This is a genomic window from Thiothrix winogradskyi (assembly GCF_021650935.1).
Classification (GTDB): Bacteria; Pseudomonadota; Gammaproteobacteria; order Thiotrichales; family Thiotrichaceae; genus Thiothrix; species Thiothrix winogradskyi.
The window spans coordinates 3,024,503-3,041,880 of sequence record NZ_CP091244.1 but is presented as its reverse complement, the minus strand read 5'-3'; the positions used below and the strand labels follow the sequence as shown (position 1 = coordinate 3,041,880).

Annotated in this window: 16 protein-coding genes; 9 read left to right on the top strand and 7 right to left on the bottom strand. The window is 53.0% G+C overall.

All coding sequences use genetic code 11. The features are described from left to right. Positions 1-30 precede the first annotated feature (30 nt). The 3 genes from L2Y54_RS15195 to tadA are packed head-to-tail and all read left to right on the top strand — an operon-like array spanning position 31 to position 2,720. Positions 31-984 carry an acetyl-CoA carboxylase carboxyltransferase subunit alpha gene (locus L2Y54_RS15195; protein ID WP_236497264.1) on the top strand — a complete coding sequence of 318 codons (954 nt, stop codon included), beginning with the start codon at positions 31-33 and terminating at the stop codon, positions 982-984. 9 nt (positions 985-993) lie between these two features. Beyond that, positions 994-2,244 (top strand): tRNA lysidine(34) synthetase TilS, encoded by a 1,251-nt coding sequence (tilS, locus tag L2Y54_RS15190; protein WP_236497262.1) that lies wholly within the window; start codon positions 994-996, stop codon positions 2,242-2,244. Further along, on the top strand, positions 2,235-2,720 hold the full coding sequence (tadA, locus tag L2Y54_RS15185; RefSeq protein ID WP_236497261.1) for a tRNA adenosine(34) deaminase TadA: 486 nt from the start codon (positions 2,235-2,237) through the stop codon (positions 2,718-2,720). Before tilS ends, tadA begins: the two co-directional genes overlap by 10 nt. Here tadA and L2Y54_RS15180 read toward each other — a convergent pair. The 6 genes from L2Y54_RS15180 to dusB all read right to left on the bottom strand — a co-directional run bounded on the left by L2Y54_RS15180 (position 2,700) and on the right by dusB (position 8,486). Then, entirely contained in the window at positions 2,700-4,376 is a 1,677-nt protein-coding gene (locus L2Y54_RS15180; RefSeq protein ID WP_236497259.1) for a hypothetical protein, read from the bottom strand. The genes tadA and L2Y54_RS15180 overlap by 21 nt on opposite strands. A gap of 94 nt (positions 4,377-4,470) precedes the next feature. Further along, complete coding sequence (locus L2Y54_RS15175; RefSeq protein WP_236497257.1) at positions 4,471-4,938, bottom strand: MEKHLA domain-containing protein; 468 nt, start codon at positions 4,936-4,938, stop codon at positions 4,471-4,473. Continuing rightward, positions 4,935-6,830, bottom strand: coding sequence for a DNA topoisomerase IV subunit B (parE, locus tag L2Y54_RS15170; protein ID WP_236497255.1), 1,896 nt, complete (start codon positions 6,828-6,830; stop codon positions 4,935-4,937). The genes L2Y54_RS15175 and parE overlap by 4 nt, the downstream gene beginning before the upstream one ends. A gap of 45 nt (positions 6,831-6,875) precedes the next feature. Further along, positions 6,876-7,187 (bottom strand): CcdB family protein, encoded by a 312-nt coding sequence (locus L2Y54_RS15165; RefSeq protein ID WP_236497254.1) that lies wholly within the window; start codon positions 7,185-7,187, stop codon positions 6,876-6,878. Next, positions 7,187-7,438, bottom strand: a complete 252-nt coding sequence (locus tag L2Y54_RS15160; protein WP_236497252.1) for a type II toxin-antitoxin system CcdA family antitoxin — start codon at positions 7,436-7,438, stop codon at positions 7,187-7,189. Before L2Y54_RS15160 ends, L2Y54_RS15165 begins: the two co-directional genes overlap by 1 nt. A 25-nt stretch (positions 7,439-7,463) precedes the next feature. Then, on the bottom strand, positions 7,464-8,486 hold the full coding sequence (gene dusB, locus L2Y54_RS15155) for a tRNA dihydrouridine synthase DusB (protein WP_236497250.1): 1,023 nt from the start codon (positions 8,484-8,486) through the stop codon (positions 7,464-7,466). A 103-nt stretch (positions 8,487-8,589) separates the two neighbouring features. On the opposite strand from dusB, the gene L2Y54_RS15150 reads away from it, so the two are divergent. From L2Y54_RS15150 to L2Y54_RS15125, 6 genes are all read left to right on the top strand, one after another. After that, positions 8,590-9,438, top strand: a complete 849-nt coding sequence (locus L2Y54_RS15150) for an ATPase (protein WP_236497248.1) — start codon at positions 8,590-8,592, stop codon at positions 9,436-9,438. Between the two features lie 54 nt (positions 9,439-9,492). Further along, entirely contained in the window at positions 9,493-10,578 is a 1,086-nt protein-coding gene (metA, locus tag L2Y54_RS15145) for a homoserine O-succinyltransferase MetA (RefSeq protein WP_236497247.1), read from the top strand. A gap of 9 nt (positions 10,579-10,587) precedes the next feature. Next, complete coding sequence (locus tag L2Y54_RS15140; RefSeq protein WP_236497245.1) at positions 10,588-11,607, top strand: hypothetical protein; 1,020 nt, start codon at positions 10,588-10,590, stop codon at positions 11,605-11,607. Positions 11,608-11,697: 90 nt separating this feature from the next. Then, positions 11,698-12,987, top strand: a complete 1,290-nt coding sequence (locus L2Y54_RS15135) for a DUF1800 domain-containing protein (protein ID WP_236497244.1) — start codon at positions 11,698-11,700, stop codon at positions 12,985-12,987. 25 nt (positions 12,988-13,012) lie between these two features. Beyond that, positions 13,013-14,155, top strand: a complete 1,143-nt coding sequence (locus L2Y54_RS15130; protein WP_236497242.1) for a DUF1501 domain-containing protein — start codon at positions 13,013-13,015, stop codon at positions 14,153-14,155. Between the two features lie 58 nt (positions 14,156-14,213). Next, positions 14,214-15,134, top strand: a complete 921-nt coding sequence (locus L2Y54_RS15125; RefSeq protein WP_236497240.1) for a recombination-associated protein RdgC — start codon at positions 14,214-14,216, stop codon at positions 15,132-15,134. Here the strand turns inward: L2Y54_RS15125 and L2Y54_RS15120 are convergent. Further along, positions 15,103-17,364 carry a DUF349 domain-containing protein gene (locus L2Y54_RS15120; RefSeq protein WP_236497239.1) on the bottom strand — a complete coding sequence of 754 codons (2,262 nt, stop codon included), beginning with the start codon at positions 17,362-17,364 and terminating at the stop codon, positions 15,103-15,105. The two genes, L2Y54_RS15125 and L2Y54_RS15120, sit on opposite strands and share 32 nt — an antisense overlap. Positions 17,365-17,378 lie beyond the last annotated feature (14 nt).

Here is a 17,378-nt window from a genome sequence, read left to right as displayed (position 1 = left end):
ATTACATGGGTCAACGGATAAACAACAGGCATGAACCCGGATTTTCTGGATTTTGAACAACCTATCGCTGAATTACAGGCGAAGATCGAAGAGTTGCGTTACGTCGGTGACGCTGAAATTAACTTGAGCGAAGAAATCGGCAAGCTGGAAGAAAAAGCTGCCTCGTTGACCCGTTCCATTTTTTCCAAACTGACCCCGCGTCAGATTTCGCAGCTTGCGCGGCATCCTAAACGCCCGTACACGCTGGATTTAATCCGTTATTTATTCACCGATTTCAAAGAGTTGCACGGTGATCGTGCTTTTGCGGATGATAAGGCGATTATTGGCGGCATGGCACGGTTTCGTGGTCAGTCCGTCATGGTCATTGGGCATCAGAAAGGGCGCGATACCAATGAAAATATCAAGCGCAATTTTGGTATGCCGCGCCCGGAAGGGTATCGCAAAGCCTTGCGTTTGATGCGGATGGCGGAAAAATTCCAACTGCCGATCATTACCTTTATCGATACACCTGGTGCATACCCTGGTATTGGCGCGGAAGAGCGCGGTCAAAGTGAAGCGATTGCCCGCAATTTGTACGAGATGGCGAAATTGCGTACCCCGATTATTTGTACCGTGGTGGGTGAAGGCGGTTCGGGTGGTGCATTAGCCATTGGGGTAGGCGACCGGGTGATGATGTTGCAATACGCGACGTACTCGGTCATTTCACCGGAAGGTTGCGCGTCGATCTTGTGGAAAAGCGCGGAAAAAGCGGCTGATGCGGCGGATGCAATGGGCATTACGGCGGATCGTCTGAAGTCTCTGGGTTTGATTGAGCAGATTATCCCTGAGCCATTGGGTGGGGCGCACCGTGATATGGAGGCGGCGGCGCAGCATATCGGTGAGGCGTTGGATGCTAATCTGCGCAATTTGAAAGCCATGCCCTTGGATAAGCTGCTGGATAAACGTTACCAGCGTATTATGGGCTTTGGACAGTTTGAGGAATAGGGAAGGCGTATGCCCTGCGCCCCTGCTGAGCATTTATTAGAGTTTTTTCAACAACATCCAGCACCTAGTTATCTGATTGGTTTCAGTGGGGGGCTGGATTCGCATGTCTTGCTTCATGCCTGTGCCAGTCTGCACGGGCAATACCCTAATCTTACGTTTCGTGCCTTGCATATTGATCACGGTTTGCAGGCGTTGTCTGCGGCATGGGCGGCACATTGCCGTGCGGTGTGTGCCGGTTTGGAAATACCACTGGTGGTGGAAATCTTGCAATTGGTGATTCCGCCGGGTGCGAGTGTGGAAGCGGTAGCGCGGACGGCGCGGTATGCTGCCTTCAGCAAACACTTGCAAGCGGGGGAAATTGTGTTGACCGCGCACCATCAGAATGATCAGGCGGAAACGTTGCTACTGCATTTGCTGCGCGGGAGTGGGGTGGATGGGTTGGCGGCGATGCCGGAAATTCGCCCATTTGTATCCGGGGCGTTAGGGCGACCGTTATTAGTGTGCAGCCGAGCGGAATTGGCGGCGTATGCCAATCAGCATAGGTTGAATGTCATAGACGACCCCAGCAATCAGGACGACCGCTTTGACCGTAATTTTTTGCGCAATCAGGTGATGCCGTTGTTGGAACAGCGTTGGTCTGCGGCGGGTAAGACCTTGGCGCGGGCGGCGCGGTTACAAGGTGAAAGCCGTCAGTTGTTGGCAGGTTTTTTGCGTGAGAAACTGCCGAGTTTGCAAGGTACACAGCCGGATACCTTATCCGTTAGCCGCTTGTTGGTGCTGGATGAGGCGATGCAAAAAGCGGTGTTGCGCGAATGGTTGGCACAGCGTGGTTTTCGTTTGCCGGAAGAGAAAAAGCTGCGGCAAATGTTGCGTGATGTGTTGCAAGCGCGGGCGGATGCTACGCCATGTGTGCGTTGGGATGGCTGCGAAATTCGCCGGTATCGGGATGATGTGTATGCAATGTTGCCGTTGTCCTCCCATGATCCTAAGCAGGTGTTGATGTGGGATACGCGAGAGCCGTTGGTGATTGCGTCGTTGGGGCGCACCTTGGTGGCGGAGGCTAGGTATCCTGAAACGGTGATAGTGCGGTTTCGGCAGGGTGGGGAAAGTGTGTATTTGCAGCAGCGGGGTGGGCATCACAGCCTTAAGCATTTGTTGCAAGAGTGGGGTGTGCCGCCGTGGGAGCGGGAGCGGTTGCCGTTGGTGTATGTGGGGGAGCGGTTGGTGTGTATTCCGGGAGTATTGAGTTTATGGCACTAGACGACGAACACTGGATGCGCCACGCCCTAACCCTTGCCCGCAACGCATGGCAGCAAGGCGAAGTCCCCGTCGGTGCAGTCATCGTGCGCGATGGTGAAATCCTCGCCGAAGGCTGGAATCAACCCATCACCCGCCACGACCCTTCCGCTCACGCCGAAATGCTGGCGTTGCGTTTGGCAGGTCAAATAGCAGGCAATTACCGCCTACCCAACACCACCCTCTACGTAACGCTCGAACCCTGCCTAATGTGTGTTGGCGCGATGTTACACGCACGAGTAGAGCGAGTCGTTTTCGGGGCTTATGACCCAAAAACCGGCGCAGCGGGCAGTGCTTTCGACCTGCTGCAACACCCGCGCCATTACCACAAGATAACAGCCGTGCAAGGCGGGGTGTTGCAGGAAGAATGCGCTGCACTGTTGCAGGCATTCTTCCGCGAACGGCGGGCAGCGGCAGCTTTAGCCAAACCAGCGCCGTAATAAGCGACTCAACCACGAACCAGAAGCTGGCGGCGGCGTTGTGGGGGTAGCTGGTGGTGGCTGTGTAGTGGGCGCAGGCGTTGGTGTCGGCGGAGTGGTAACGCTGGGTGCTGGCGGTGTTACGGGTGTCGTCGGAGTAGGGGTTGCTGGTGGTGTGGTTGCTGGCGCTGCACTCGGTGTCAATTGCGCACCATTGGCGAATTTGATGATTTGCTCGACAAGTGCTGCCAGTGGTTGCCCCTTGGCGCTGGCGGATTTCGCTGCTGCTCGCCAAGTAGCCGGAACCGATGTCCCCGCTGCCCATGCGCCGGTAGCTTGCGCTTCATGCGCGGTTTGGGCTTTGATGCCCTTGGCCGGTGTCCATAAGAAATCGGGGTGTTTATTGGTATACCATTCCCCGCCGATGATAGTACCCGCTGCATCCAGTTCCAAATCGTAGTAGTAGGTCACTTGCTGGATAGCGTCTTTGGCTGGGCTGTCGGTGGTTTCGTGGGTGGGGTTGGTTTCGACCACGTAAGACACATCCATGCGCACGCCGACGATGGAATGGCTCTGGGCGCTGCGGTACGTTTTGAATTTGTCGTTGGTAAACGCCGCCTTGGTGACGGTGGCAGCAGCTAACGTATCGGTGTATTGCATGACTTGCGGGTTGTAGTAGCGGTATTCGTAAGCGTACAGCGGTTGGTTCCACACTTCATAGTCGTAGGTAACATCCAGCACCATGCTGCGCTTGCCTGCCCCAAGCTGATTGACGATGGCTAAATGCCAAGCACCAGGGTTGGTGTCAAAACAGGCTGCTGATTTGACCCGTCCGGTTACGGGGTCAGCTTCGGGAGCCTTGTCATTGCAACGTCCGCCAATAAAGCGGGTGGCTGGCATGGCATTTGCCCATAATAACGAGGCCAGCGCTTTAATATCGGAGGGATAAAACGTGATGGCGACATTATTGGGGGTTTTGAGCGTCACGCTTTTGGTCGGGCGTGGCAGCATGTAAGCAACCGGTGCCCAGCCGTGGCAGATACCCATCCAGCTTTCGACTGAACCGGTTCGGTCGTAGTAGGATTTGCCTTCTGCCCACATTTTTTTGGTGAGGGTTTCGTTAGTGTCACCGACCAGGGCGTCGTATTTTTCAGAGGGGGATAGCTTATTGATTTTGCTGGTATTGCCGCTGGCAAGAATGGTAGCCGCAGGTGTGGCGCGGATGTAATCGTAATTTTTCTTCCAGTCAGAATCTTTGGGGAAGCTGGAATCAGCATAGCGTGCGCCGAGAATCCCTTTGTAAATGGCCCAGTAATCATCTGACCAAGGCGATTCCGCGAGTTTGGCTTTTTTTAGCCCAGCCGTTTCCATACCGCTGAGTTTGGTATAGGTCAGTGCATCGACCAAGTTGACCGGTTTATCGTTAGAGGCAATTGCTGCACGGCTGGAGACGCCGCCGGGTACGCCATCAGTCTGTTGCAGGATTTCCAAGCGTTGCCCATCACGGGCTTCAATGTAGTCCTGATTTTCGATCGCCGTGCGTGAAAACAGCGTTGCGCCAATAACAGGGTTGCCGTCGGCATCTCTTTTCGGTGGTTGACGGTTCATGAAGGCTTTGGGATCTTGTGCAAAAGCCGCGAGGTCAGCATTCATTTGCTGTTCAATGGTCATCGTCATGTGAAACATCTCCTTGTCCGCTTGGCGGGTTGCCCTAATCAATCTGGATTACTTAAGCTTAGATGATTATCCGTGTCTTTGACTATAGCCTGTCCTAGTGATTTCCGGGTAGATATTCCCAGTGATCAAAATAAGCAGCTTGCCCTGCGTAGCTGCCTTGCGCATCCCGCAAGTTCCACACAATCGCCTGACGGATCAGGAAACGCCGCCCGCTGCTGGAAACACGCACCCCGGCGTAATTGTCGATATAACCTTGGCGGTTGACGGTTTGCAGCAAGTGTTCACGCTCTTCACGTAACAGGGCTTCGGCAGAATAGCGCGATGGCAGTTGCGTCAGGGTTTCCCATTCCATTTCAAAGAGTTCCAAGGCTTTCTTATTGCCGTAAGTAAAAATGGGGTCAGGGTCAGTGTTGTGCGATAACAGCACAAACGGTGCAGTATCCAGCGCGTGTGCGGTGTTTTCACCTTGCCAACTGAGGTCAGCAAGGTCACGCCGAAGGTAATGGCGGAAGCTGGAATGCAGCAGGTGCAAATGCGCGGTGAGTTGGGCGGTATCCATCATACGCTTGCCAGATTGCCTTTGGTTTCGAGCCACTGCTTGCGGTCGCCAGCGCGTTTCTTTGCCAGCAACATGTCCATCATCAGGTCGGCGGCATCGGTGTCGTCGAGGCTGAGTTTCACCAGACGGCGGGTGTCGGGGGAAATGGTGGTTTCGCGCAATTGTAACGGATTCATTTCGCCCAAGCCTTTGAAGCGGGTGACGGCGACCGTGCCGCGCTTTTTTTCGGCGGCGATAATGTCGAGGCGTGCCTGTTTTTCAGCTTCATCCAGCGCGTAATACACTTCCTTGCCAATGTCGATGCGGTACAGCGGCGGCATCGCCACAAACACATGACCTGCTTTCACTAAGGGGCGGAAGTGTTTGACAAATAAGGCACAAAGTAGGGTGGCAATGTGCGCCCCGTCTGAATCCGCGTCGGCGAGAATGCACACTTTGCCGTAACGCAATTGGCTCAAATCGACATTACCCGGTTCTACGCCAATCGCTACGGAAATGTCGTGTACCTCTTGCGAACCCAGCACTTGTTCGGAATCGACTTCCCACGTATTCAGGATTTTACCGCGCAACGGCATGATGGCTTGGAATTCGCGGTCACGCGCTTGCTTGGCGGAACCGCCTGCGGAATCGCCTTCCACCAGAAACAGTTCGGTGCGGGTGGTGTCTTGCGAGGAACAGTCCGCGAGTTTGCCGGGGAGAGCGGGGCCTGCGGTCACGCGCTTGCGGATGACTTTTTTGCTGGCTTTCTGGCGTTTGGTGGCGTTGTTGATCGCCAGTTGCGCGAGTTGTTCGCCGATCACGGTGTTGTTATTGAGGTAGAGGCTGAAGGCATCTTTGATTGCGCCGCTGATAAAACTCGCCGCTTCGCGGGAGGACAGGCGTTCCTTGGTTTGCCCTGCAAATTGCGGGTCTTGCATTTTGAATGACAGCACGAAGGCGATATTTTCCCACACGTCATCGGGGGTGAGTTTCATACCGCGTGGCAACAGGTTGCGGAATTCGCAGTATTCGCGCAACGCATCAGTCACGCCGGTACGCAAGCCGTTGACGTGCGTGCCGCCTTGCACGGTCGGAATCAGATTGACGTAACTTTCTTGAATGGCTGTGCCGCCTTCGGGCAACCACAGCAATGCCCAATCGAGCGTTTCACGCGGCGCGGTGAGTGAGCCAGTGAACGGGTCTTCGGGCAGGGTGATGAATTCGCTGACCGCTTCGTTGAGGTAATCGCGCAACCCGCTTTGGTAATACCATTCGGTGACTTCGGGTTCGGCGGTCGAAGCGTCGGTAAAGCGGATGCGTAAGCCGGGGCAGAGTACCGCTTTTGCGCGTAAATTGTGCTTGAGGGCTTTAACGCCGAATTTTACGGTGTCGAAGTATTTGCCATCCGGCCAGAAATGCACAGTTGTGCCGGTTTCGCGTTTGCCAGCTTTGCCGATGACTTCGAGTTCGCTGGCTTTGTTGCCGTCGGCAAAGCTCATGCGGTAAAGCTGGCTGTTGCGCTTGATGGTGACTTCGAGTTTGCGCGAGAGGGCATTGACCACGGATACGCCCACGCCGTGTAAGCCGCCGGAGAATTGGTAATTCTGGTCGGAAAACTTGCCGCCTGCGTGCAGGGTGCAGAGGATGACTTCGATCCCCGGTTTGCCTTGTTCGGGGTGGATGTCGACCGGCATTCCGCGCCCGTTGTCGGTGACGGAGACTGAGCCGTCGGCGTGCAGGGTTACGTCGATTTGGTTGGCGTGTCCGGCGAGGGCTTCGTCCACGCTATTGTCGATGACTTCTTGCGCAAGGTGGTTGGGGCGCGTGGTGTCGGTGTACATGCCGGGGCGTTTGCGCACGGGGTCGAGTCCGGTGAGGACTTCGATGGAAGAGGCGTTGTAAGTGTTGTTGGTCATTGGTTTTTTCTTAATTTAGGTTAGGGGACAGTGCAAAACTAGTAGCTATATCCCCGAAAATAACAAATCCAGCGCAGCCATGATTTTTTGGCGTTCGCAGGCAAGCGAGGTGACGTATTCGCCCAAATAATGCGCAGGAATACCCGCTAATTCCGGTGTGGACATCATCACCAGCGTATTTTCAATGTCGAAAACGGGCGTTAGCGTTTGGGCGGGTTTGGCATTGCCACAGACTTCTAACGGCACAATTACCCGCGTTTTGAGTATGTCCAGCAAGTCGGTTTGCACATCCAACAGGTAGGGAATCTCGCCCGCTGTTGCGCTATTGGTATTGCGGTAAACGTCAAATTGCGCCATTAAAATCGCCTTAATCCGTCACTGAATACGCCACGTTGCTCGATGCGTTCATTGTAAGCATCGAGTGCGCCACGGTTTTGTTTTAGCCATTCTTCACGCTTTTTTTGCTGGAGCGTGTCAATAAGCGTCTTTTCCAATAGCTTGGAGAGGTTGATTTTGTAATGGCGAGCTTGTTCTAGCAAGGAGCTATTGATGCTTAGGTTGGATGCACGTTTGGGGGCATTTTGGTCGTAAATCAATAGGTTTTGCATAATGAACCTCCGTTTTCAAGCTATTTTATGCGTATTGGTGATGCGCATCAAGCATGGGTTCATAGCGCAAGCGTTCGTCACGTTCCAACAACGCCTGAAAGTAAGTATCCACCGCCCGCGCTTGCCCTGCCGTACTATCTTGCGCATACATCGCCTGCCGAAACGCATTGCTGTCATGTAACCCGTTGGTGTACCAAGCAATATGTTTGCGGGCGATGCGACACCCCGAATATTCCCCGTAAAACTGATACAGCTCGTCCAGATGCCCCAGCAATACCGCGTGGACTTCGGCAACCGTCGGCGGCGGTAATAGCTCGCCGGTTTGCAGGTAATGCGCGATTTCCCGAAAAATCCACGGTCGCCCCTGTGCCGCCCGTCCGATCATCAATGCATCCGCTCCCGTGGCTTCCAGCACGGCTTTGGCTTTTTGCGGGCTGTCAATGTCGCCATTGGCAATGATGGGAATCTTGGCTTGGCGTTTGACGTCGCGGATCAGCTCATAACGCGCTGTACCCGTGTACAGTTGCTCGCGGGTACGCCCATGAATCGCCAGTGCCGCAATGCCTGCCTGTTCTGCCATTGCGGCAACCCGCAGAATATTTTCCGCGCCATCCACATAACCCAAACGGGTTTTCAACGTCACCGGCACATCCACCGCCGACACCACCGCCTCCAGAATCCGCTTAACCAAATCCTCATCTTGCAACAACGCCGAACCCGCCAGTTTGCGGCAAACTTTGCGCACCGGGCAACCCATATTGATGTCGACGATTTGCGCCCCATTTGCCACCTGATACCGTGCCGCTTCCGCCAGCATTTCCGGTTCAGAACCCGCAATCTGTGCTGAAATGGGGGCAAGTTCCCCGTCAAAATTGGCGCGGTACAAGGATTTTTTCTGCGCATACAAGGTGGCATCTACCGACATCATTTCACTGACGGCATGACCTGCACCAAAATGTTTGCACAGGGTGCGGAATGGGCGGTCGGTCACGCCTGCCATCGGGGCAACAATCAGGTTGTTATCGAGGGTGTAAGAGCCAATTTTCATCGTGTTCAGAAACGTATCGTGGGTGTGCAGTTTAACACGGCAAACCCCGCCAGTTGTGCTAAAGTATCTGCCCTGTGAAAAGCCACCTGTACGGAGATTTAGTGTGCGTTTAACCGTAGAACAATACCGCCAATGGGAACACAAAAAAGTCACGCTGCTGGGCATGTCTGGTGTTGGCAAAACCCATATTTCCAGTATGTTGCGTAACCATAACTGGTTCCATTATTCCGGCGATTATCGGATTGGTACGTGTTATCTGGATGAAGACATTCTTGATTTGATTAAGGAACAGGCGATGAAAGTGCCGTTCCTGCGTGAGTTATTGCGTAATGATTGGATCTATATCCGCAACAATATCCGCGTGAATGATCTTGGCCCGGTGCTGTCATTCGTCGGCAAATTGGGCAATCCCGAACTCGGTGGTGTGCCGCTGGATGCCTTTATCCAACGCCAAGCGCAATACCGCGAAGCTGAAATTGCCGCCATGCGTGATGTGCCGGAATTCATCCGCAAAGCTCAAACGATTTACGGCTATTCGCATTTCGTCAATGACGCAGGCGGCAGTTTGTGTGAATTGGAAGAGCCGGGCGTATTTGATTTATTGGCAGAAAATACCCTGATTCTGTACATCAAAGTCACCACGAAAGACGAAGAGCAAAAGCTCATCGACCGCGCCCGTAGCGACCCGAAACCGCTCTATTACCGTCCGAATTTCCTGCGCGAACATTTAGCGGTTTACTTGCAAGAACAAGGGCTGCAATACGCCGCAGAAATGATCCCGGATGATTTCACCCGTTGGGTATTCCCGCGTTTGTTCCATTCGCGCTTGCCGCGTTACGAGGCAATTGCGCACGACTACGGCTACACTGTTACCTCAGAAGAAGCCGCGCAGGTGCGTAACGAAGCGGATTTCAATGCACTGATTGAAAAAGCCATTGCCCGCCATACTTGATGTCTTATTCCCCTCGTCCCTTGAGGGAGAGGGGTTAGGGGTGAGGGGTTCTTTATGCCATTAGTTGCACATACCGCATTACCGACCTTTGACCGGTTGCGTCAGGAAGGTCAAACGATTCTGAGCGAAGATTACGCTTTTAATCAGGATATTCGTGAGCTGCATATCGGTTTTCTGAACATGATGCCGGATGCGGCGTTGGCAGCGACCGAGCGCCAATTTTTCCGGCTAGTGGGTGAATCTAATCTGATTGCGCAATTTCATATCCACCCGTTTACCCTAGACAGTTTGCCGCGCAGTGACAAGGCGCAAGCCTATATTGAGCATTACTACGAAAAGTTTGCGGATTTGCAGGAACAAGGGCTGGATGCGCTGATCATTACCGGCGCAAACCCCGCCGCGCAACATCTGGAAGACGAGCCTTTTTGGGATGGCTTGTGTGAAGTGGTGGCCTGGGCGCAGGAAAATGTCACCTCTACCTTGTGTTCGTGTCTCGCAAGTCATGCACTGGTGCAACATTTGTGGGGAATCCGCCGCCGCCCGCTGGGCTTCAAGCGTTGGGGCGTGTACAGCCATGCAGTGACGCTGCCGGAACACCCATTGGTCAATGATCTGAATACGCGCTTTGACGTGCCGCACTCGCGTTTCAATCAAATTGATCGCGCAGAATTAGAAGCCGTCGGCGTGCAAATATTGGTGGAAAGTCAGGAGGCTGGTGTTCACATGGCGGTCAGCCCTGATTTGTTCCGCATGATTTTTTTGCAAGCTCACCCCGAATACGATCAGGTGAGTTTGCTGAAAGAATACCGCCGCGAAACCATGCGGTGGTTTGACGGGGCGCGGGAGGATTATCCGCCATTTCCCGAAAATTATTTGCGCCCTAAAGCTAAAGCGATTCTCACTGAATACCGGCTGGCACAACACGCTGCCAAACGCCAAGGCAAACCCTTGCCGGACTTTCCAGAAACCTTGCTGTTGCCGATGTTGCACAATACCTGGCGCGATACGGCGAAAGTGTTTTACAGCAATTGGATCGGCAAGGTTTACCAGATCACCAATAACGACCGCCGCAAGCCATTTATGGAAGGTGTCGACCCTAATGACCCCCTAGGCTTACGTCAAGCACTGGGAATGCGCTAGACTAAGAGCATGAAAATCTGGAATTTTACTGTTTTATTGGTGTCATTAGTGCTATTAGTCGGCAGTCTGAAGGCATTGCTCGATTATTGGCAATACGACGAAATGGCGGCAGACGTGGTGCAATTGATGTTGCATCAGGTGAGTGCGGAAGATGTGCGCCAACAAGTGCGGGAATCCATCGCTAACAATAACCCCGCCGATGCACGAATGTACCTAAGCCTTGCCAGCACCTTTGGTTACGCGGTTGACCCCACTGAATTTGAGGCAGAATTGCAGCGCTTGGAATCCCCACTCAATACCGCCCGCCGTACCGTCAATGATTTTGCCAGTGGTTTTTTAGACGGTGAAGCCAGCAGTGGTGCTGGTGTTGCGGGCGCAATTACCGCCGATTTTACCGTGGTCGGGGATGCCCGCGATTTGTGGGAGCAATATCAATTGTATGCCAAGGGTGAGCCAGTCAACGAACTGATTGTCACCTTGGCAGGCGTAGGCGTTGGGTTGACTGCTGCGACGGTGGCGAGTGCGGGTACGGCTTCGCCCGCGAAAGGTGGTATTTCTACCACAAAATTGGCGGCACGCGCAGGCAAGCTGACACCGGGTTTCCAGCGTTTTCTGCTCAGGCAGGGTTCAGACGTGTTCAATTATAAAGGATTTCTATTGGCAGCGCGTGCCGAAAAAAATCTGGATGGCATCAGTAAAGCCGCATTAAAAGCTTACAACCCGCAAGCAACGCGGGCGCTTAAACAAACGGCAGAACAGGTGAATAGTATTCGCAAAGCCAGTTCTACTGCTGATGTCGTACATGTATTGAAATACGTAGAAAATGGTGAAGATTTAATCCGATTGGAGAAAATTAGCCTAAAATACGGCACGCAGACCAAGGGTATCATGAAGTTTCTGGGGAAAAGTGCGCTGGGTACAGTGCGGGTGCTGCGTAAAACGACAGAGTTATTCATCAGCATTTTGGCATCACTAGTATCGCTTATCGCTTTTTTTGTTTCACTTAGCGGCATAAAGCTTGCAAAATAATCTTATTAATCTGCCGTTAAGATTAAAATTTGGTCTAAACTTACTATCCAGTTACGTTACTATTAATATTATTTCTAGCGCAGTAAGGTTATGGGATTACTTGCTTTTAAAGATGCAGCACATCTGGTATCACGCACTGGCTTAGGCGCAGAGTGGGATGCCATCAAACAGTTGGAAGGCCGCTCTACACAAGATGCCGTCGAATTAGTGTTGCATCCAAAACCTCATGCATTGAAACCTGCTCCAGCCATGACACCTTGGTTGAAGTTAGAGCCAATGCGTTTGACTGACATGAAAAGCCGTAATTCCGCTTGGTCTATCTCACAACGTGAGGGCAAAAGCTTGCAGGCTTGGTGGGTAGAACAGATGTTGACTACCCGAACGCCGTTTCTCGAACGCATGACTTTGTTTTGGCACAATCACTTTACCTCCTCAATTCAAAAAACTCTGCAACCCAGCCTGTTACACCAACAAAACCTGTTATTACGCCGCTACGCACTGGGAAATTTTGGGGAATTATTGCACGCGATTGCGCGTGACCCTGCCATGCTGATGTATTTGGATGGGCATCAAAATAACAAAGAGCAACCGAATGAAAATTTTGCCCGCGAGTTGCTAGAGTTATTTACCATCGGACGCGGGCATTACCGTGAAACCGATGTGAAAGCGGCAACGCAAGCGTTTACGGGGTGGCGTGTCGATCATCAAACCGGCAAATTTGTGATCCGTACTGATGAACATGCAACTGGACAACTGACTTTCTTAGGCAAAACCGGGGATTTCACTGGTGATGACATTATTAAGATCTTGTTGGCGCATCCCCGCACGGCTGAAAGCGTGACGGAAAAGTTTTGGTTGGCATTCGTGAGTAATCGCCCTGACCCGGCGCTGATTCGCACTTGGGCGCAACAGTTGCGGCAGTCGAACTATGACATCAAAGGTTTAATGCGCACGGTCTTGAACAGTGAAGCGTTCTGGGCAACGGCAAACCGTGGCACGTTGGTGAAATCCCCCGTGGAATTGGTGATTGGCACAGTACGCATGTTGCCGTATCCCCGCGAATCCACCCAAGAAATGCTGAACCTGTGCCGTTTGTTGGGGCAGGAGTTATTTGACCCACCGAACGTCAAAGGCTGGGCTGGCGGTGAACATTGGATCAGCACCCAAACCTTGCTGGTACGCAATGCTTACCTGTCCAAATTGTCACGCGGTAATTTAAATGAAAAAGTTGCCAGTGGGATAACATTTCCCGATGCAGCCGCTGAACAATTGGTCGAATGGTTATTGCCGGTTAAGCCGTTAAAACCCTTGCCAGAAATACCGGGATCCCGCCGCTTAGTGCGTGCTTTGCTGCTTGACCCAGCGTTTCAAGTGTCCTGATACCCTTTATGCGGATATTGCTTACATGAACCGTCGAGAATTTATGGGAATGGCAGCCTTGCTGCCTTGGTTGGGGGCTTTGCCTGCGGAAGTCTTGGCAGCGCCCACCCGCCCACCACAACGTATTGTCGTGTTGGTCAAACTGGCAGGGGGGAATGATGGGCTGAATACCCTGATTCCTCATAATGACCCCTTGTATTACCAACATCGCCCCACGATTGCGCTGCGTAAACATCAAATAATCGACATTGGTGAAACGCATAGCCTAAACCCTTACCTGAAAGCGCTCAAGCCTTGGTGGGACAAAGGCAATATTGCGTGGGTGCAAGGGGTTGGTTATCCGCACAGTACCTTGTCGCATTTTCGTTCCAGTGACATTTGGGAAACCGGCGTCGCTGCAAACCAATACGCCGACGCGGGCTGGCTGGGTTCATTATTGCCTGGTTGTAAGCCCGGTTTGCATGGTATTGCGATTGGCGATGACAGCGGGCCGATAAGCGGAAAAGGCTGTAACACCATTGCGATGCAAAGCCCTCAGTCTTTCCTCAGTCAGATTAATTTGCTGGAAGATATTCAGCCTGTTACCACGAATTCTGTACTGGCGCACGTCACCAATGTGCATCATCAATTGTATGCGGCGGGTGAACAGTTAAGCACTAAATTGCAGCGCCCCGTGCCTTTAGGTGTCAACTTCTCCACCAGTCAATTTGGGCGGGAATTGGAAGCCGTTGCCAAAATGATCCTGACGGGGGTGGATGCAGCCGTGTATATGGTCACGCTGGACGGTTTCGATACCCACAGCAACCAAAGTGCGGTGCAAAGCAATTTATTGCATCAACTGGCAGGGGCGCTCGATTCATTTGCACAAGCCATGCAACGTGGCGGGCGCTGGAATGATGTCATGCTGATGACGTATTCAGAATTCGGGCGGCGTGTACAGGAAAACCACGGCAAAGGCACTGACCACGGCACGGCTTCGGTGCAATTGGTGATGGGGGGCAAGGTGCGCGGTGGCATTTACGGCGACGCACCTGATTTAAGCCATTTGGATGGCGATGGCAATGTGCAACATACCGTCGATTTCCGTGCAGTTTATGGCACAGTATCCCAACGCTGGCTGGGGCAGCCTAACCCTTGGGCTAAGTTTGGTACACTGCCGTTTGTTTAAGTCTGAAGCGCTTTCCGGCATAATCGCGCCTTTCTCATTAGCATAGAAAGGCATTGCCATGTGGTTCAAGAATCTGTACCTGCTGCGTTTGAGCAGTGATTTCGCCCTCACGCCGGAAGCACTACACGAAGCCCTTGAAAGCAAACCCTTTTTGGGTTGCGGCAATGAATTGCGTGAAGCCAGCGGCTGGGTATCACCGTTTGGGCGCAATAGTGAGCAATTGGTGCTGGCAACTAATGGCTGTCTGCTGCTGACACTGGCACACCAGGAAAAAATGCTCCCGGCTTCGGTGGTGCGTGAAGAACTCGATAACTTGGTTGCCGAGATCGAAGAAAAAGAAGCCCGCAAGATCGGTAAACGCGAAAAGCAAGATTTGCGTGACGAGATCGAATTTGAACTACTGCCTAAGGCATTCACCCGCACCAAGAAAATGGACGCTTGGTTGGATCCCGCCAATGGCTGGATGATTATTAACAGCTCGTCGAATACGCCAGCGGAACGCTTAACCCATTTGCTGCGTAATAGCTTAGGCAGTTTGCCCGTGACTCCCCCGAAAACCGACATGAGTCCGGCGGTGCTCATGACGCAATGGCTGGCAGATGACCACACCTTGCCCGCGCCCTTTACCTTGGGCGAAGCGTGCGAATTAAAAGGGCAGGGCGAAGCAAAAAGTGTGGCGACGTTTAAGCGCCATGAACTGATGGCGGAAGAAGTGCAAGCGAATCTGGCAGCGGGTAAAACGGTATCTAAACTCGCTTTAATCTGGGCAGACAAGATCAGTTTCGTCTTGACCGAGGATTTAGGGGTGCGTCAGGTGCGTTTCTTGGATGTGCTGGCCGACAACCTTAAGGAAGCCGACCCGCAATCTCATGCCGAAAAGCTGGACATCGAATTCACCCTGATGACGGGTGAAGTGACGCTGATGTTAGCCGATTTGATGCAATGTTTTACGGCAGCGCCTGAAGCAGAGCCTGCTTAATTTTCTCGATCCGCGCTGTCTGGCTGGCAAGGGCAGTCGCGGGCATTCCCCCCAAAGCATACCACTGTTTTAAAACCGGCAAGGCATGAGCACTGGGTTGCGTGGTTTCTTTGCGGCTGCGCATGGTTTCTGAGAGTTGTGCCACTTGATACTTGAGGCGGGTAGCTTGGAACTCGACAGGGCTTTCTAGCTCTAGCAGGATTTCCAGTTGCAGGCACAGTAATTCACCCGTATGGCGGTTGGCAACTTGCTCGTCAGCGTTGGTGTCTGCTTGTTTGCGTTGCGTGGATTGGGTGGCAAGGGCTTCCAAATCAGCGAGTTGCTGCTGCTGGCGTTCCCGTTCGCGTTGGCGTTGTTCTTCAGTCTGACGGGCGGCTTCCGCTTGTTGCGCATTGCGTTCGTGCTGTTGTTGCTGGCGTTCTTCACGCGCACGGGCAAACAGGGCATCTATCGGTTCGCGGAATTGTTTCCACAAGCGTTGTTCATCAGAAGGGCGTGAACTGAGGCTAATTTGCCACTGGGTTTGTAACACTTTGGCTTGCTCAATGGCTTGTGCCGTGTCGGGGGAATCTAACAGGGCTTTGGCTTGTTCGACCAGTTGGCTACGTTCGTGCCAGTTGCGGGCGCGTTCGGCTTTGAAGTGGGTTTCTAACGCATCCATCGCAGTGTTGAAACGCTCGTTGATGCTTTTCCAGTCTTTGTGGCTGACGGTTCCGGCGGCTTTCCAGTGTTTGCGGGATCCGTTGAGGGCGACTTGTAGCGCCCGCCAGTCGGGGGTTTCCCAGTCAGTGTCCGCGTGTAAGGCTTCGAGTTGGGCGCAAATGCTGTTGCGTTGTTCGAGATGCGTGGCACGTTGTTGCGCTTGTTCGGCAAAATATTGTTTGCTGGGTTCGTAAGCAGCCGTGGCATTGGCATCAAAGGCTTTCCACATGGTGTGTTGTTGCCCCGGTTCAAGCTGGGACAATTTGCGCCATTCTTCCCGCAGTGTGTGGATTTTCTTGGCACGTTCTTGTGGGTCAAGCTCCTCATCGGTGCGCAGGTGTTCAGCCGTCTCGATCAGTTGTTTGCGTACTTGATCGGTACCCCAGCGCCGCCAGTCTTGGATTTCGCGTAGGAAGGGGGCGAGTGCTTGCAGACGGCGTTGGAAGAAGGCTTGTTCTTTGCCGGGCAGGTGCGTGGCATTTTTGAGATTTTCCCTGAGGGTTTTGTGTACCTCAATGGCTTCGCCGTATTGTTCGGCTTCTAGGTGAGACTCCAGCGTTTTTAAACTGTTGTGTAAATCTTTTAAGGTTTGTTCTTGTTGGGCTTGTTGTTGCTGGTGGTGTTTGCGGGCGGCGGCTTCACGCTGTTGTGCCTGTTCGAGGCGCTCTTGTTCGGCTTGCGCGGCGGCTTCGGCTTGTTGTTGGGCTTCGGCAGCCAGACGGGCTTGCTCAGCGGCTTGTTGGGCGAGCAATTGTTGTTGCTGGGTGTGTTCGCTTTCCCATGTTTGCAGGCGCTGCTGAAAATCGGTCAGTGCTTGTTGGAAGCGCTGCTGTTGGGTTTCGTTGGTGACTTTGCTGATTTTTTGCCAACGTTGCTCCAGTACTTTCGCACGGGTTTTCTCTTGCGCCCAGCGTTGGTTGTTGCCGAGGGTTTCGGCTTCGGCGCAGAGTGCGTCAATCTCGGCTTGTTGTTGGTGCTGATGTTGCACAAGGTCTTCGCGTTCTTTGAGCAACTGGCGCAAGCGTTTGTTTTGTTTGCCGTGTGTTTTCTCTAGGGCTTGCAGTTTTTCTAAATCGTCAATGTTCGTGGCGGCGATGTATTGGATTTCTTTGGAGGTATCGTTACTGGCAATGCTAAACAATAATTCTTGGTCGTCCAGTTTGGCGATGGCTTGGTGGCGCAATTTAGCACCACGGAGCGAGTCCCGCGCAATACTGCGGAGTAATGCGGGGTTTTGTAGCCAGGCAAAAACTTCTGCCAGCAAATGGTCATGGCGGTGCTCAGTTGCTGCTAAACCGATGACCCGCTGGCGGGCGCGTTCACCAATGGAACCTGCGGTGTGACCCAATTGCACCAAGGTCGGGATGTGGTGCAAACGGGTAATCGCTTCCATGCGCACATCGCTATCAGGATCGCTTTGGGCAATCTTGATTAATTCCACACTGTCACCGGCAAGGGTAGCTAGTGATTTCAGGCGGACACTGGCATCGGTATGTTGCCATTTTGGTTTAAAGAACTTCCCTAACATACTATTCTTCGTCT

Coding starts and splice junctions, on each gene's coding strand:
- parE (WP_236497255.1), bottom strand. CDS start 6,830: ATGACCAACAACACTTACAACGCCTCTTCCATCGAAGTCCTCACCGGA.
- L2Y54_RS15180 (WP_236497259.1), bottom strand. CDS start 4,376: ATGACGATGACCATTGAACAGCAAATGAATGCTGACCTCGCGGCTTTT.
- metA (WP_236497247.1), top strand. CDS start 9,493: ATGCCATTAGTTGCACATACCGCATTACCGACCTTTGACCGGTTGCGT.
- L2Y54_RS15125 (WP_236497240.1), top strand. CDS start 14,214: ATGTGGTTCAAGAATCTGTACCTGCTGCGTTTGAGCAGTGATTTCGCC.
- L2Y54_RS15135 (WP_236497244.1), top strand. CDS start 11,698: ATGGGATTACTTGCTTTTAAAGATGCAGCACATCTGGTATCACGCACT.
- dusB (WP_236497250.1), bottom strand. CDS start 8,486: ATGAAAATTGGCTCTTACACCCTCGATAACAACCTGATTGTTGCCCCG.
- L2Y54_RS15120 (WP_236497239.1), bottom strand. CDS start 17,364: ATGTTAGGGAAGTTCTTTAAACCAAAATGGCAACATACCGATGCCAGT.
- tadA (WP_236497261.1), top strand. CDS start 2,235: ATGGCACTAGACGACGAACACTGGATGCGCCACGCCCTAACCCTTGCC.
- L2Y54_RS15195 (WP_236497264.1), top strand. CDS start 31: ATGAACCCGGATTTTCTGGATTTTGAACAACCTATCGCTGAATTACAG.
- L2Y54_RS15160 (WP_236497252.1), bottom strand. CDS start 7,438: ATGCAAAACCTATTGATTTACGACCAAAATGCCCCCAAACGTGCATCC.
- tilS (WP_236497262.1), top strand. CDS start 994: ATGCCCTGCGCCCCTGCTGAGCATTTATTAGAGTTTTTTCAACAACAT.
- L2Y54_RS15165 (WP_236497254.1), bottom strand. CDS start 7,187: ATGGCGCAATTTGACGTTTACCGCAATACCAATAGCGCAACAGCGGGC.
- L2Y54_RS15140 (WP_236497245.1), top strand. CDS start 10,588: ATGAAAATCTGGAATTTTACTGTTTTATTGGTGTCATTAGTGCTATTA.
- L2Y54_RS15175 (WP_236497257.1), bottom strand. CDS start 4,938: ATGATGGATACCGCCCAACTCACCGCGCATTTGCACCTGCTGCATTCC.
- L2Y54_RS15130 (WP_236497242.1), top strand. CDS start 13,013: ATGAACCGTCGAGAATTTATGGGAATGGCAGCCTTGCTGCCTTGGTTG.